General features: G+C 69.8%; 14 protein-coding genes. 9 read left to right on the forward strand and 5 right to left on the reverse strand.

From position 1 onward, the window contains the following. Positions 1 to 286: 286 nt before the first annotated feature. From AB0M80_RS42975 to AB0M80_RS42985, 3 genes are all read right to left on the reverse strand, one after another. The gene (locus AB0M80_RS42975; protein ID WP_364576322.1) at positions 287 to 1,129 is read right to left on the reverse strand and encodes a slipin family protein; all 843 of its coding nucleotides are present in this window, start codon (positions 1,127 to 1,129) and stop codon (positions 287 to 289) included. Positions 1,130 to 1,165: 36 nt separating this feature from the next. Then, positions 1,166 to 1,840, reverse strand: a complete 675-nt coding sequence (locus AB0M80_RS42980; protein ID WP_364576323.1) for a BON domain-containing protein — start codon at positions 1,838 to 1,840, stop codon at positions 1,166 to 1,168. Positions 1,841 to 2,083: 243 nt separating this feature from the next. Next, positions 2,084 to 3,586: a non-reducing end alpha-L-arabinofuranosidase family hydrolase gene (locus tag AB0M80_RS42985; protein ID WP_364576324.1), complete on the reverse strand. Its 1,503-nt coding sequence runs from the start codon at positions 3,584 to 3,586 to the stop codon at positions 2,084 to 2,086. Between the two features lie 734 nt (positions 3,587 to 4,320). Between AB0M80_RS42985 and AB0M80_RS42990 the strand changes: the two genes are divergently transcribed. From AB0M80_RS42990 to AB0M80_RS43005, 4 genes are all read left to right on the forward strand, one after another. After that, entirely contained in the window at positions 4,321 to 4,713 is a 393-nt protein-coding gene (locus tag AB0M80_RS42990) for a cupin domain-containing protein (RefSeq protein ID WP_364576325.1), read from the forward strand. A gap of 257 nt (positions 4,714 to 4,970) precedes the next feature. Then, positions 4,971 to 5,318 (forward strand): ferritin-like domain-containing protein, encoded by a 348-nt coding sequence (locus tag AB0M80_RS42995; protein ID WP_364576348.1) that lies wholly within the window; start codon positions 4,971 to 4,973, stop codon positions 5,316 to 5,318. Positions 5,319 to 5,602: 284 nt separating this feature from the next. Further along, positions 5,603 to 8,563: a glycosyl hydrolase 115 family protein gene (locus AB0M80_RS43000; protein ID WP_364576326.1), complete on the forward strand. Its 2,961-nt coding sequence runs from the start codon at positions 5,603 to 5,605 to the stop codon at positions 8,561 to 8,563. Then, positions 8,557 to 9,414 carry a GDSL-type esterase/lipase family protein gene (locus AB0M80_RS43005; protein ID WP_364576327.1) on the forward strand — a complete coding sequence of 286 codons (858 nt, stop codon included), beginning with the start codon at positions 8,557 to 8,559 and terminating at the stop codon, positions 9,412 to 9,414. The genes AB0M80_RS43000 and AB0M80_RS43005 overlap by 7 nt, the downstream gene beginning before the upstream one ends. Positions 9,415 to 9,564: 150 nt before the next feature. On the opposite strand, the gene AB0M80_RS43010 is transcribed toward AB0M80_RS43005, so the two are convergent. Continuing rightward, a complete protein-coding gene (locus AB0M80_RS43010) occupies positions 9,565 to 10,035 on the reverse strand; it encodes an ArsI/CadI family heavy metal resistance metalloenzyme (protein ID WP_364576328.1) in 471 nt (156 codons plus the stop codon). 73 nt (positions 10,036 to 10,108) lie between these two features. On the opposite strand from AB0M80_RS43010, the gene AB0M80_RS43015 reads away from it, so the two are divergent. The 5 genes from AB0M80_RS43015 (at position 10,109) to AB0M80_RS43035 (ending at position 13,088) form a co-directional block, all read left to right on the forward strand. After that, positions 10,109 to 10,471, forward strand: a complete 363-nt coding sequence (locus AB0M80_RS43015; protein ID WP_364576329.1) for a metalloregulator ArsR/SmtB family transcription factor — start codon at positions 10,109 to 10,111, stop codon at positions 10,469 to 10,471. Further along, positions 10,468 to 10,629, forward strand: a complete 162-nt coding sequence (locus tag AB0M80_RS43020) for a hypothetical protein (protein ID WP_364576330.1) — start codon at positions 10,468 to 10,470, stop codon at positions 10,627 to 10,629. Before AB0M80_RS43015 ends, AB0M80_RS43020 begins: the two co-directional genes overlap by 4 nt. Positions 10,630 to 10,845: 216 nt before the next feature. Next, positions 10,846 to 11,760, forward strand: a complete 915-nt coding sequence (locus AB0M80_RS43025) for an ABC transporter ATP-binding protein (RefSeq protein ID WP_364576331.1) — start codon at positions 10,846 to 10,848, stop codon at positions 11,758 to 11,760. Next, positions 11,757 to 12,545: an ABC transporter permease gene (locus AB0M80_RS43030; protein ID WP_364576332.1), complete on the forward strand. Its 789-nt coding sequence runs from the start codon at positions 11,757 to 11,759 to the stop codon at positions 12,543 to 12,545. The genes AB0M80_RS43025 and AB0M80_RS43030 overlap by 4 nt, the downstream gene beginning before the upstream one ends. A gap of 147 nt (positions 12,546 to 12,692) precedes the next feature. Then, complete coding sequence (locus tag AB0M80_RS43035; RefSeq protein ID WP_364576333.1) at positions 12,693 to 13,088, forward strand: MerR family transcriptional regulator; 396 nt, start codon at positions 12,693 to 12,695, stop codon at positions 13,086 to 13,088. Between the two features lie 13 nt (positions 13,089 to 13,101). On the opposite strand, the gene AB0M80_RS43040 is transcribed toward AB0M80_RS43035, so the two are convergent. Continuing rightward, positions 13,102 to 14,712 carry a peptide chain release factor 3 gene (locus tag AB0M80_RS43040; protein WP_364576334.1) on the reverse strand — a complete coding sequence of 537 codons (1,611 nt, stop codon included), beginning with the start codon at positions 14,710 to 14,712 and terminating at the stop codon, positions 13,102 to 13,104. Positions 14,713 to 14,840: the final 128 nt, after the last annotated feature.

The following is a 14,840-nucleotide window of genomic DNA, read 5'->3' on the forward strand; positions in this document are numbered from 1 at the left end:
CTCTGCGCGGCTTCGCCCGGCGGAACAACCGCCGGCTCAGCGACGTGGCCCGCGCACTGGCCGACCGCGACCTCGCGCCCGCGGTCGTGCTGGCCGCGGCGGCGGCGAGCCGCCCTCGCTGAACCGGGACGAACGGTCCCTTGCGCGCCCCGGGCCCGGTGCCGTGATCGCCGGGAAGCCGGCGAGCGACGGGCGACCGCGCTGTGGTCCTCGGCCTGTCCGCGGGCGAGCCGCCGGGTCCACAGTGCTCTGTCCTTTTCGTACAGAGCACTGCGGAGTCCGGGGGTCAGTGGTCTTCGGCCCGGGTTCCGTTCACGGCCGCTTTCGGCGGCTCGATCGGGGCCGTGGCGGCCGGTGGGGTCGCGGCGGCGCTTTCGCGGGCCAGGAAGGAGCCGAGCTCGCCGATGGTGCTCATCAGCGGGGCGGGGAACACGACGGTGGTGTTCTTGTCCACGCCGATCTCCACCAGGCTCTGCAGGTTGCGCAGCTGCAGCGCGAGCGGGTGCGCCATCATCGTGTCCGACGCGTCGCCGAGTGCGGCGGCGGCGAGGGATTCGCCTTCGGCGCTGATGATCTTGGCGCGCTTCTCGCGTTCCGCTTCGGCCTGCCGGGCCATCGCCCGCTTCATCGTGTCGGGCAGCTGGATGTCCTTCAGCTCCACGAGAGTCACCTCCACGCCCCAGTCGAGCGTGGTGACGTCCAGGATCCGGCGGATGTCGACGTTGATGCTGTCGGTCTCGGACAGCGTCTCGTCCAGCGTGTGCTGCCCGACGACCTTCCGCAGCGTCGTCTGGGCGATCTGGTCGATCGCGGCGTAGACGTTCTCGATCGCGACGACCGACTTCACCGCGTCCCGCACCCGGAAGTACGCCACCGCGGACACGTCGACGCTCACGTTGTCGCGGGTGATGATGCCCTGGGACTGGATCGGCATCGTGATGATCCGCAACGGCACCCGGCGCAGGATGTCGACGACCGGGATGATCAGCCGCAACCCCGGCTCGCGCACGCCGATCACCCGGCCGAGCCGGAACAGGACGCCCTGTTCGTACTGCTTGACGATCCGCACCGCGGAAGCCAGGAGAAGCAGCAACGCGGCGGCGATGACGATGATCACGAGAATGTTCATGGTGCTCCAGACTTCGCGGCTTGCGCGGGAGGAGGCTCAGCCGGAGAGCTTCACCTGGTTGTCGACCGCGGTCACGCCGGGCGCGAACCACGCGGTCTGCTCGGCCGAACGGCGTTCGGCCGGGGTGAGGACCTGGCCGGTCAGGGTGACCTGACCGTCGTCGATGCCGACCTCGACGTGCTGCGCGAATCCCGGCGCGTGCCGGGCGAGCGCCGCGATGATCTGCGCCTTGGTCTCGGCCGGCGAGACCCCCGGCGAAGGCCGCAGCGTGATGAGGTTCCGCACTCCGCTGACCCCGGGGAGCGCGGCCACCGCCCGACGGGCGGCTTCACGCTGGTAGTGCCAGTCCACCGAGCCGCGCAGGGTGACCACCTGGTCGCGCACGTCGACCTGCACCGCGTCCTTCGGCACGACGACCGAGCGGCGGTCGAACACGGCCATGGCTTCCCGGGCGAGATCCACATCTGCCGGGACGTCGTGACCGTGCCGGACGAGGATCTTGTCGGCGGTCTTGGTCACGCCGTGGACCCGGGTCGCGGCGCGCAGGGCCTCTTCCTTCTCGGGGTAGGTGCCGACGTGTCCGGTCAGCGTCGCGATACTCCCTGAGACGGTCACGCCGATCTCTTCGGCGTTGACGCTGGGGGTCCAGGCGAGTTCATCGGTGACAGCGGTCTTGAGGTGATGATCGGACCTGTGCTGGATCTCTGTCATCCCTCCACCGTGGTCCCCCCGCGCCGCGCGGCCTAGTGCCGCCGGACCTTTCTTCCGGGGTCGTTCAGCGCGAGCGGGCGTGGCCTGGGTGAGTGGAGGGCAGCCGGTGACGGCCTGACGATGAACGTCACCGTGCCCGTCAACACCACCGCTCGGACGGCAGCGCGGGAAACCCGGGGTCGGCGCCCGCACCCGGTGAGGGGTGGGGCGCCGACCGGCTGGGGGCGGGCCTGCGTCAGGCGTTCAGCGTTGCAGTGTCAGCACGCCCGGCCGCCAGGGCAGGTGGTTGTAGTCGGTGCCGTCGGAGTTCGGGTTCCTTCCTTGGTAGAGCAGCTGCAGGTTGCAGGGGTCGATGGTCTTGGTCTGGTCGGGGTTGTTGCGGACCAGGTCGCCGTGGCTGATGTCGTTGGTCCAGGTGGCGCCGCTGTTGGCCTTGCCGGCGAAGGGGTTGCTTTCGGTGGCGGCCTGCGGTGTCCACGAGCCGCTCAGGCTGCTGGATGTGAACGAGCGGAAGTAGCGTCCGTTGCTTCCCATCGCTTCGACGATCATGAGGTATTGGTTCTGGCCTTGGACCTTGTAGACCTCGACCGCTTCGAACAGGTTGGCCTGCGTGTCGCTCATGATCGTGGTGTAGTTCGAGCCGAAGCTGCCCGGGAAGTTCCCGATGGGCATGCTGGCGCGGTAGATGTTGCCGTTGTCGCCGGCGAAGAACAGGTACATGTTCGTGCCGTCACCGATGAGGGTCTGGTCCAGGGGAGCCCCGCCGGGAATGGTGCCCGTGAACAGTGTCTGCGGCGCGGACCAGCCGTTGGCGTTGGTGGGGTCGCTCGAGGTCCGGTAGCTGAAAGTCGTCGGACCCCACTGGTAGGCGAGCACCCAGATGTTCTTCGGGGCGAAGTAGAACAGGGTGGGGGCGACGGTGCCGGAGTTCATCCCGTTCTGGCTGACCGAGGCCATGTCGGACCAGTTCGTGAAGGTTCCGAAGTTCATCGAGCCGTACGAGCCGGACGAGTTGGTCGTCGACCCGTAGACGAGGTGCTTGCCGTTGTAGACGACGTTGCTGAAGTCTTTGAGCGCGAGCCAGTCCGGCTTCGGGTCGGCCAGCGGGCCCGTCGAGGACCAGCGGTAGGTCGACGGAAGGGAGCACGCGCCGGTGTCCCCCAGCCGGACGAGTTGCCACTGCTGGTTGGCTCCCTGCCAGTCGCCGTACTGGACGACGGCTGCTCCGTCCGCGGTCGACGCGCCCGTCACCTCCACCGCTTTGCCGCTGTTGCGGTTGATCAGCCGGACGTAGCCGCTGTCGGAGTCGGCGAGGCTGAATTGCTGGTTGGTTCCGTTGAGGTCCGTCCACTGCTGGACTTTCCCGCCGTCGGCGGTCGACCAGTTGTCGATGTCGAGGACCTTGCCGGAATTCTTCGACTTCAGCCGGTAGTAGCCGCTGCCGGAGTCCACGAACTGCCACTGCTGGTTGGCGCCGTCGTGGCGGGACCACTGGTGGACCATTGCTCCGTCGGCGGTGGAGGCGCCGGAAACGTCCAGCGCTTTGCCGCTGTTGCGGTTGACCAGCACGTACGACGCATTCGTGTCGACGGTCGCCGCCGACGCCGCGCCGGGGTTGAGCGCGACCGCCGTGGCAGCCGCGAGGACGGTCGTGAGCAGGGTGATCAGTGCGCGCCCCCCAGGGCTGCGCCGGACGCGGTCCGTGCGGGGCGGCGCGGTCGGTGGGGCTTGACCCATCGAACTCATGGTGGTTTCTCCTTCAGTGTCAGGGCTGATTGTTAGCGCTAACATTGATCTTATTGCCAGATTCTTCCCGAATCTTCAAGAGGCATCTGACAAAATACGCGCATTCGGCTGCGCGGATGAATGGGCAGAAGGTTGCCGCCGACAACCGAACCTGACTGCACTCGACACGGGGAATCTACTCGCCCTGAGTGTCTCACCTCCACGGCGTCACCGCTGACGCGCCAACGTTCGGGCTGTTCCACCTGGAGTTTGAGTCAATGTAGCCAGTCCTGCTGTCGCAGTCAACGGGAGATCGCCCCCCGGCGTTGTCGAATGGCATTCGACGCCGCATCGTCGGCCGTGACGCGCGAAAATGAGACATCGACCGAAACGGCCAGGCTTCCTCATCGAATGTTTCGATTACGCCGGAGGTTCAGGAGACCCACTGTCAGAACGCCGGTCATCGACGAAGACAGAACGGCGTGCACTCCGTCCGATCCGCGGCGTCCCGGCATTTCGACGTTCGCCGCGGCCTTATCAGCGCGAAGGCCGGCGGCACCGCGTGGCCCTCAGCAGTCCGACACCACGCTGGTCACGGCAAACCTCCTGTCCGCCGGGCATCGTCGTGATCCCGGCGCCAGTGAAGACAAGACAGTCCCGTGGTGTGTGACAGCTCGGCGCAAGACACCCGGAGTCACCAATCGCGGGGCTGTCCGGTCCTAGCGGGTGCACCCGTTCATCAAGGAGGTCTTTCGATGTCATTGATCGTGCGGCAGGAGGCGAAACCGCCCTTCATACCGGAGGGCGCGCATGCGATGACCATCGTCATCGAGTACCCGCCGGGCGACCCCGGCACCCCGCCGCACCGCCACCCCGGACCGGCCTTCGGCTACGTGCTGGAGGGCGAGATGGTGTTCGAGCTCGAAGGCGAGGACGGCAACAACCGTGGGCGGGGCCTGCCGGAGGCGCTGGCCGGGGCCGAGGTCGTCGTCAACCTGACGAACTCGCCGACGTTCGACGAGGCCTCGCCCGCGTTCTTCCGGAAGACCATGGACAACCTGCTGGAGGCGGCCGGCGTCGGCCAAGCGGTCATCCTCTCGATCGTGGGCGCCGAACTCGTGCGGACAGGACGCCATCGCGGTTTGTGACATCGGGGCTGTCGCAAACCGGGGGTCTGTCCGGTCCTGGCTGGCGAGCGACGTTCCCGGAGCGGCCGGGACGCGGGACGGAAGGCACACCATGAAGATCGTCGTGATCGGCGCTGTACTCGCTGGACCCGGCCGCAATCCCGAAGCCGCCCAAGTGGTGGGCACGGTCCTCGCCGAGGAAATGATCCACGTGGCGCTGGCCGCGAACCCTGCTCAACGCCGTCGGCGGCTCGCCCCAGCTCGACACGCCGGAGCTGCTGCCGCCGTACCCGCATCCGCTGCCGCACGGCGACCGGTCCGTGCACGTCCACCTGGCCCCGTTCGGCCCCGAAGCCCTCGAGCTGTTCTTGCGCATCGAACAGCCCGCGTCGGCGGACGACCCGCCCCAGGGCGACGAATACCGGACGATCGGGCAGTTCTACGCCGCCATCGAGGCCGTGCGAAACCGACCACCCAGCGCTGCGCCAAGTCCGAATCCGGACGTGCGAGCTGCCCTGCCGACAATTGTTCCGACGTGTCGAATCGGCAGCACTTTTCCCGGGGAGGGGGCAAAGATACCGGGCCGGGCACTCTTGCGCCGGGCGATCCGTCGTCGAATTCGGTGAAAGTGTTGACACCGTCAGGGGTGGTTCTTAACGTCGAGGTGCCCTCGTCGGCACGGGATTGACCCTTCGGCGGCCCGAAGTTCCACCGCATGCGGCCTTTTGGTCCAGCCCGGCAGCCGACGGCCTCGATCGGGTCGAACGTGCACATCGAGGTGAATCCCACTCCGCGGGAACAACGACGAAGCGATCGGCAATTTCCGGACCACAGCGCCGCCAAGCAGCCATGCCGAAGGGAAACTCCAGTGATCGCCGAGCCGTCGGGTCGTCCGAAGGACAACGCATCCGTGTCATCCCGCCGGTCGTTCCTGCGGGGGCTGGCCGCGGCAGGGGTGCTCCCGCTGACGCCGGCCGCGGTGACCCTGCTCGCCGCCGAGCCGGCCTCCGCCGAGGGCGACGGCTTTTCACTGGTCACCGGAGGCGTCGCCGCCGACGTGTTCGTGGACGCGGCCGACGACGGGGCCGTCCGGCGGGTGGCGGGCGACCTGCAGACGGACATCGAGCGGGTCAGTGGCGTGCTGCCCATCCTGACGAACCGCACCGCCGGGCTGTCCCGCACGGCGGTGCTGATCGGCACGATCGGCCACAGCCCGGTCATCGACAAGCTCGTCGCGTCCGGCCGCCTCGACGTCTCCGAGGTGGCCGGCCGCTGGGAGGCCTCGGTGACGCAGGTCGTCGATGCGCCGATCGCCGGGGTCGACCGCGCGCTGGTGATCGCCGGCAGCGACCGGCGCGGCACCATCTACGGCGTCTACGACCTGTCCGAGCGCGTCGGCGTCTCCCCGTGGTACTGGTGGGCCGACGTGCCGGTGCCGCGCCGCGACACGGTGACCCTGGCGCCGGTCACGAAGAAGCGGCGCGAGCCGGCGGTCCGGTACCGCGGCATCTTCCTCAACGACGAGGACAACCTGTCGCAGTGGGCGTATCGGACCGAAGAGCCCGGCAAGCACATCGGGCCGGTCACCTACACCCGGATCTTCGAGCTGATGCTGCGGCTCAAGGCGAACTACCTGTGGCCGGCCATGCACCCCGAGTCGGACCACTTCAACGCCTACCCCGACAACGCCCGCCTCGCCGACGAGTACGGCGTCGTCGTCGGCTCCAGCCACCCGGAGGCCCTGCTGCGCAACAACGTGCACGAGTGGCAGCCGTGGGCGGAGGCGCACCGCAACCCGGACGGCAGCCTCCCGGAGTACGACTACACGGTCAACCCGGACACGATCCTGGACTACTGGCGGGCCCGGGCGAAAGCCAACGCCCGGTACGAAAGCGTCTGGACGGTCGGCATGCGCGGCATCCACGATTCCGGCCTGGTCACCAAGAACGCCAAGACCACGGCCGAGCGGGTCGCGGTGATGAACGACATCATCACCCAGCAGCGCCGGATCCTGGCGGAAGAGGTCGCCCCGGCGGTCGGCGCCGCGCCCCAGATCTTCATCCCGTACAAGGAAGTGCTCGACCTCTACAACGCCGGGGTCCGGGTGCCCGACGACGTGACGCTGATCTGGCCGGACGACAACCACGGGAACCTGCGGCAGCTGCCCACGACGACCGAGCGGCAGCGCTCCGGCGGCAACGGCCTGTACTACCACATCTCCTATTGGGGCGCGCCGAAGAGCTACCTGTGGCTGGACACCACCGCGCCGGCCAAGATGTGGCAGGAGCTGCGCCGGGCGTACGACAACGGGGTCCACCACACCTGGATCGTCAACGTGGGCGACCTGAAGTCGCAGGAGGCCGGGCTGTCGTTCGCGATGGCGCTCGCCTGGGACATCGACCGGTGGCGCGCGGAAGACGTGCACCCCCGCCTGGCCGAATGGGCCGGTCGCCAGTTCGGCGCCGCGCACGCCCAGGAGATCGCCGAGATCCGGCAGGGCTACTCCGAGCTGGCCGCGGCGCGGCGCCCCGAGTTCATCCAGAGCGGGGTCTTCTCCCTCGTCCACCACGGCGACGAGGCGGAGCGGCGGATGGCGGCGTACCGGAACTTGATCAGCCGCGCCGAGGCGGTGGGCCGGCAGCTGCCGGCGGCCTACCAGGACGCCTTCTTCGAGCTGCTGCAGTATCCGCTGACCGGCGCGTACCTGATGAACCTGAAGTTCGTGTGCGCCGACCGCAACGCGCTCGCCGTCAAGCAGGGCCGCGGTGCCGGGGTGAACACCTTCGCCGATCTCGCCGAGCGGGCCCAGGCCGACGAGGAGGCGCTGACCCGCCGCTACAACACCGCGATCGCCGGGGGCAAGTGGAAAGAGATCATCAACCCTTATCCGGGCAACGTCCCCAAGGCGCCGCGGGTGCCCGCGGTGACCAGGCTCACCCGGACGAGCGCCGTAGGCCTCGGAGTGGCCGCCGAGGGCAACGAAACCGGCGTCACCCGGCCCCTGTCGTTCTCCTCGTACACCCGGACCCCGCGCTTCATCGACATTTTCAACACCGGGTTCGCCCCGCTGTCCTGGCAGGTTTCCACCAGTCACTCCTGGGTGCGGGTCAGCGCCGGCGCGGGGACCACCCCGGACCAGGTGCGGATCCGGGTCAGCGTCGACTGGGCCGCAGCGCCGCCCGGTGACAGCAGCCCGCAGGTGCGCATCACCGGCGCGGGCGCCACCGTGACCGTGCCGCTGCAGGTCGTCAACGACGGCGAGCGGGGTCGGGCTACGGCGACCGGTTTCGTCGAGGCCCACGGCTACGTGTCGATCGAGGCCGAGCACTACGACCGGCTGGTGCCGCGGTCCGGGGCGACCTGGCAGACGGTTCCCGGCCTCGGCCGGTCCGGCGCCGCCGTCATCGGTGTGCCGTTCGAGGCGGCCCGCATCGACGGGGACAGTCGCACCGTGGCGCCCGAACTCCAGTACCACGTCCGTTTCACCACAGCCGGGACCTTCCCGCTCACCGTCTACCGGCTGCCCTCGCTGGACGAACGCGGCACCCGCAGGCTCGCCGTCGGCCTCGATTCCGGCAGCCCGATCCTGCTCAAGGGGACGGGGGTCACCTCCGCCACCGCCGCGTGGTCGCGCAACGTGGTCGAGGGCATCGAGAAACTGACCACGAGCATCACCGTGGACCGGCCAGGCGACCACGTCCTCAAGCTGTGGATGGTCGATCCGGCGAACGCCGTCGACCAGATCGTCGTCGACACCGGCGGGCTGCCGGCCACCTACCTCGCCCCGCCGGAAAGCTTCCACCCCGTCTTCAATCCCCACCCCGGGCGGCGCGCCGGTACCGAGTCCTATGTGGAGGAGAGCTCATGGTGAGTATCGGAGTGCGAAACGGGATCGTGGCCATCGCGATGGTGCTGGCCGCACCGGTGGTGGTGGGCGCCGGGACGGCCGGTGCTTCGTCCGGCGCGAGTTGTGTGCCCGGCACTGGTGGTGCGGCCCCGGCGGCGGCCGGGGTGAAGGTGTGGATGGCGGGCGACTCGACCATGGCGGATCCGAAGTCGGCCTGCCCGGTGGGCTGGGGGAGCAGGTTCGACGGGCTGTTCACCGACGATGTCACGGTCGTCAACAAGGCGGTGTCGGGCCGTAGCGTCCAGACGTGGCTTTACGAGTCCCATGTGACGGGCACGAAGGACGCCGCCGGCGAGTGCGTGGTGAGCCCGAAAACCTACGCCCAGCGATGGCTGGACATGCTCGACCCGGTGAACGGGATGCACGCGGGGGACTACCTGTTCATCCAGTTCGGCATCAACGACGGCGACGCGAACTGCCCGCGTCACGTGGGCCGGGCTCGTTACCAGAGCCTGCTCACAGCGATGGCCCAGGCGGCCGAGGACCGGGGCGCCCACCCGATCCTGCTGACGCCGGTCGCGGCGATCACGTGCAGTGGCAGCACGGCCGTCGGCAACCGGGGATTCCTCACCGAAACCGCAGCGGCGGGCGCCGCGACCGGCGCGCCGGTCATCGACCTGCACAAGCTCAGCTACACGCTCTACAACACGCTCAAGCTGTGCCCGAACAACGGCGACTACACCAAGGGCGCGGTGGGCGCGTTCTTCTGCAACGACCACACGCACTTCGAGGCCGCCGGCGCGGACAAGATCGCGGGGGTCGTGGCCAAGGCGCTGCGGGACCAGAAGATTCCCCTGGCGAGCTACCTCAGGTAACGGCCATCGGCGAGCTCGTCCCCGCCCCGCTTCGTGACCAGCCGCACGAGCTTGCGGAACTGGCCTGTTGAGCAGGTCGGCCAGCACAGCCCGCGCGTCGGCCCCGGAGGGAAGCCGGCGCGCCCCTCGATTGCGCGCCGGCTCCGGACCTCAGTTGCAGCAGCCCTCCGGCTTGGCCGTCGCGCCGGTTTCGGCCTCCGGTGTGCAGCACGTCGCCGGGGTGACCAGGGCGGCGCTGTCGCTTCCATACGCTGCCGAGTCGCCCTTCACCGTGTAGACCTCCCACGGCTCCTTGCCCGGCCCGTGCACCCACACCTTGTCCTGCACCGCGTAGCAGCACGTGGTGTCGTCCTCGGTGAGCGTCTCCAGGCCTTCGCCGGTGAGCCGCTGGGTCGCCGCGTTGACCTGGTCGGTGGACTCGACCTCGACGCCGAGGTGGTCCATCACCGTCGCCTGGCCGGGCTCGCCCTCGAGCAGGACCAGCTTCAGCGCGGGCTCCTCGATCGCGAAGTTCGCGTAGCCCGGCCGCAGCTTGGCCGGCTCGGTGCCGAACAGCTTGGAGTAGAAGTCGATCGAGCCCGCCAGATCGCCGACCCGCAGTGCCAGTTGCACCCTGGACATCCAGAACCTCCTTGGATAGATACTTGTCTAAGTAGACATTGCTCGCTATATGGAAGCCTGTCAAGATAGAGGCATGTCGAAGCAACTGCCGCTCGTCGCGATGGACGCCTGCTGCGCGCCCTTGACCCGGGAGCCGCTGACGCAAGATCAGGCGGTCGAGCTGTCGCACCTGTTCAAGGCGATGGCCGACCCGGTCCGGCTGCGGCTGCTGTCGCTCATCGCGTCCCACGCGGGCGGCGAGGCGTGCGTGTGCGACCTGACCGACGCCTTCGACCTGACCGGCCCGACCATCTCCCACCACCTGAAGGTGCTGCGCGAGTCCGGGCTGATCACCGGGGACCGGCGCGGCACCTGGATCTACTACCGCGTGCACCCCGAGGTGCTGGCGCGGCTGTCGGCGGTGCTCACGACCACGGGCGAAGCGGTCACCGCGTGACCGCGATCGACGCGCGGGTGGAGGCGCCGCCGCGCCTGTCCCCTTCGACAAGTTCCTGCCGAAGGTCGGGCCCGTCGCCCGGTACCGGCCTGGCCGTCGCCGCGGTGTGCGGCCTCGTCTTTGCCGCGATCATCGCGACGATGCTGCACGTCCCGTGAGCGCCATCGGATTCCCCGCCGTCGGTCCAACCGCCCGCCGCCCGGGCTTGGACGCGGACGGCCGACCAGACTTCCCGGCACTCCTCGCGTAAAGATGCGCAAAGACCGTCCCGGCTATCCACAGAGGACGGTTCGGGGACAGGTCGGCGTAGGGTGGAACGAGGAGAGCCGGGAAGCCTGGTCGGCGCAGTTGGCACGCGCGCGAAACGAGGTCCCATGACGGACATCCAGGCCATCGACGCCACCGACCTGACCAAGCGCTACGGCGAGGTCGTGGCGGTGGACCAGCTCTCCCTGACCGTCGCCCCCGGGGAAATCCACGCGCTGCTCGGCCTCAACGGCGCGGGCAAGACCACCACGATCCGGATGCTGCTCGGCATGGTCCGCCCCACCGGCGGCCGGGTGTCGCTGCTGGGCACGCGCGTCCGGCCGGGCGCCCACGCGGTCTGGTCGCGCGTCGGCTACCTCGTCGAGACCCCCGCGGCGTACCCGGACCTGACCGTCACCGAGAACCTCCAGGCGATCGCCCGGCTACGCGGGCTGAGCGGCGACGGCCCGGTGTCCGACGTCATCGCCCGGCTCGACCTCGGCACGTACGCCCACCACCGCGCGCGGACGCTGTCCCTCGGCAACGCCCAGCGACTCGGCCTGGCCAAGGCCCTGATCCACCGCCCTGGTCTCCTCGTGCTCGACGAACCGGCCAACGGCCTCGACCCGGCGGGAGTCGCCGAGATCCGCGCGTTGCTCGGCGAGCTCGCCCGGGACGGGGTGGCCGTGCTGCTGTCCAGCCACATCCTGACCGAGGTCGCCCGCCTGGCCACCCGCATCGGCGTCCTCGACCGCGGCCGGCTCGTCTGGGCGGGCGCCACGGCGGACCTGGTCGCCCAGGCACGCCCGCAGCTGAACGTCCTCGTCCGGGACCCGGCGGCTGCCACGGCGGCGTTGCGCGCCGCGGGCCACCCGGTCTCGAGGGCCGGCGACGACGGTCTCGAACTCGAGGGCGAACGCGCGGTCGGTCGTCCCGAGGAGATCGCGACAATCCTCGTCACGGCAGGCTGCCCGCCGTCGCGGCTCGCCGTGGAGCAGGACGACCTGGAGACCTGCTTCCTGCGGCTGGTGAGCAACTCGTGAACACCACGACCGCCGCCATCCGCGTCGAGCTGCTGAAAGCGCGCCGGTCCCGGCTGCCGTGGGTCACCGCGGCCGCCTTCACCGTCGCCGGCGCGTTCGGCGGGCTGATCATGTTCATCCTTCAAGATCTGCGGCGCGCCCGGTCCCTCGGCCTGCTCGGCACCAAGGCCTCGCTGACCGGCGGCATCGCCGACTGGCCCGCGTACTTCACCCTGCTCGCCCAGACCGTCGCGGTGGGCGGCGCGCTGCTGTTCGGTCTCCTCGTGGTGTGGCTGTTCGGCCGGGAATTCAGCCAGGACACGGTGAAAGACCTGCTGGCCCTGCCGACCGCGCGCACCACGATCGTCGGCGCGAAGTTCGCCGTCGCCACCGCGTGGTCGCTGCTCCTGGCCTGCTACCTCTTCGTCCTCGGGCTGCTCATCGGCACCGTCATCGGTTTGCCCGGCTGGTCCGCCGAGGGCGCGCTGCACGGGCTGGCCGACCTGCTGGTCACGACCGTGCTGACGGTCCTGCTGGTGACGCCGTTCGCGTTGGCCGCCAGCGCGGGCCGCGGCTACCTCGCCGGCGTCGCCGCCATGATCGCCGCCGTCTTCTCCGCACAGGTCGTCGCCCTGCTCGGCTACGGCCGGTACTTCCCGTGGTCGGTGCCCGCGCTGTACACCCAGCTCGCCGGCCCGGACCGCGACCCACCCGGCGTGCTCGGCTTCGCGCTCGTCGCGCTGGTCGGCGTCGCGGGAATCGTCGCGACGGCGGCGTGGTGGCGCTTTGCCGACAATGACCGCTGACTCACCGCATCCGCCGCGTGTGTTCGCGCGACCGGCCGTCGCCAAAGATGGCCATACCCTTACGTGAGGGTAGCGTTGGTCGTGAGGCCGGTCTCCGGCGGTGCGGGTGCGTTACCGTTGACGGTCAGGCGGAGGAAAGGACCCGGTGTGGGCGAGCAGATGCAGATCGGCGAGGTGGCCGAGCGCACCGGGTTGTCCCTTCGCACGATCCGCTACTACGAGGAAGTCGGCCTCGTGGTGCCGAGCGCTCGCAGCCAAGGCGGTTTCCGGCTCTACACCGAGCCGGACCTCGACCGGCTGCTGCTGATCAAGCGGATGAAGCCATTGGGGTTCCAGCTGGAAGAGATGCGCGACCTGCTCGCCATCCTCGACCCGGTCCCCGGCAGCCCGCACATCGACGATCCCCGGGCCCGGCTCGAGGAGTTCAGCGAGACCGCCGAGAAGGCCTGCGCGGACCTGCGCGCGAAGCTGGCCATCGCCGAGGAGTTCGCCGCACTGCTGCGCACTTCCCGCGCCGCGGGCGCTGGGCATCCGGTGCGCTGACGGCCGGGGAGCGTCAGCCGCCTTCGGCGACCAGGGACTCCAGCACCAGTTCGGGGTGTGCGCGTTGCAGCAGCCGGACATCCATCTCTTCGGCGAACAGGGCCAGGTCGGCGCCGTCGAGCCGGGTGAGGACCTCGCTGCGGCGCCCGGAGTCGACGAGCGAACGCTGAGCCGGATCGGCGAGCCGCCGCACGGCCCGGTAGGACAGGTGTTCCAGCCGGATCGCCGAGGTGAACTCGTGCTCCATCCGGTGCGCGGCCACCTCGAACTGCATCGGCCCGACCGCCGCCAGGACGGGCGCCGCGTCGCCACGGCGGTCCGAACGCAGCACCTGCACGACCCCTTCGGCGCCCAGCTGTTCCACGCCCTTGCGGAACTGTTTCGCGCGGCCGATGTCGGCCGGTCGCGCGACGGCGAAGTGCGCCGGCGCGAAACTGGGCAGCCCGGGGAACCGCACCGGGGGCTTGTCGCTGTAGAGGGTGTCGCCCACGCGCAGGGCGGTGGCGTTGACCAGGCCCACGACGTCTCCCGGGTACGCGGTGTCCACTGTGGACCGTTCCTGGCCGAAGATCTGCTGGGCGTACTTGGTCGCGAACGGCCGCCGGGTGGAGGCGTTGGTGACGACCATCCCGCGTTCGAAGACCCCGGAACAGACCCGGGCGAAGGCCACCTGGTCGCGGTGCGCCGGATCCATCCCGGTCTGCACCTTGAACACGAACGCCGAGAACGGCGCGTCCAACGGGCGTACGCGATCCTCGACGTCCCGGCGCGGAGCGGGCCCCGGCGCGACGTCGACGAGCAGGTCCAGCAGCCGGCGGACGCCGAAGCCGCGGACCGCTGCGCCGAACAGGACCGGGGTCGCGGTGGCGGCGGTGAAGCGGGCGACGTCGAACTCGCCGCCACTGGCCTGCAGCAGGTCCACCTCCTCGCGGGCCCGCAGCCACTCCCGGCCGAGTTCCGCTGCCGCCTGCGCGCGGTCCAGGCTGAGCTCCGGCGTGGGCTCGCCGCTCGCCGCGGCGGTGTACCGGATGACGTCGTCGCGGGCGACGTCCAGCACGCCCTGGAGGTGGCCGGCCGGACCGATCGGCCACGTGACCGGCATCGCGGCCAGCCCGATCCGCTCGGCCAGCTCGTCGCACAGCGCCAGCGCGTCCCGGCCGGGCCGGTCCCACTTGTTGACGAAGGTGATCACCGGGATCCCGCGGTAGCGGCAGACGTCGAACAGCTTGAGGGTCTGCGGCTCGAGCCCCTTGGCGGCGTCGAGCAGCATGACCGCGGAGTCGACCGCCGAGAGCACCCGGTAGGTGTCCTCGGAGAAGTCGGCGTGCCCGGGGGTGTCGACCAGGTTGATCACCGTGTCGTCGTAGGCGAACTGCAGTGCGGCCGAGGTGATGGAGATCCCGCGGGTGCGCTCCATCTCCATCCAGTCCGAGGTCACGCCGCGCCGGCCGGCCTTGCCGTGCACCGCGCCGGCTTCGGCGATCACCTTCGCGTGCACAGCGAGCGCCTCGGTCAGCGTCGACTTGCCCGCGTCCGGGTGGCTGATGACCGCGAAGGTACGCCGCCGTCGCGCTTCTCCGGAGACGTCGTCGGTCCGGCCTTGCCTCGTTCGTCCTGCAGTCACGCGTCCTCGCAGTGCTCGGAATCTACCCTTACGTGAGGGTAGTGTAAGGTGGTCGTGATGACCGCACCCGCCGGTCCGGGGGCGGGAACGTGATCCCGCCCGCAGTGGATGCGGGGGCCGCCGGCGCG

Origin of the sequence: Amycolatopsis sp. NPDC051045 (assembly GCF_040682955.1) — a bacterium.
Classification (GTDB): domain Bacteria; phylum Actinomycetota; class Actinomycetes; order Mycobacteriales; family Pseudonocardiaceae; genus Amycolatopsis.

Excerpts from the sequence above, each read along its gene's own strand:
- AB0M80_RS43010 (WP_364576328.1), bottom strand. The coding sequence starts at position 10,035 with ATGTCCAGGGTGCAACTGGCACTGCGGGTCGGCGATCTGGCGGGCTCG.
- AB0M80_RS43005 (WP_364576327.1), top strand. The coding sequence starts at position 8,557 with ATGGTGAGTATCGGAGTGCGAAACGGGATCGTGGCCATCGCGATGGTG.
- AB0M80_RS42975 (WP_364576322.1), bottom strand. The coding sequence starts at position 1,129 with ATGAACATTCTCGTGATCATCGTCATCGCCGCCGCGTTGCTGCTTCTC.
- AB0M80_RS42985 (WP_364576324.1), bottom strand. The coding sequence starts at position 3,586 with ATGAGTTCGATGGGTCAAGCCCCACCGACCGCGCCGCCCCGCACGGAC.
- AB0M80_RS43015 (WP_364576329.1), top strand. The coding sequence starts at position 10,109 with ATGTCGAAGCAACTGCCGCTCGTCGCGATGGACGCCTGCTGCGCGCCC.
- AB0M80_RS42990 (WP_364576325.1), top strand. The coding sequence starts at position 4,321 with ATGTCATTGATCGTGCGGCAGGAGGCGAAACCGCCCTTCATACCGGAG.
- AB0M80_RS43025 (WP_364576331.1), top strand. The coding sequence starts at position 10,846 with ATGACGGACATCCAGGCCATCGACGCCACCGACCTGACCAAGCGCTAC.
- AB0M80_RS42980 (WP_364576323.1), bottom strand. The coding sequence starts at position 1,840 with ATGACAGAGATCCAGCACAGGTCCGATCATCACCTCAAGACCGCTGTC.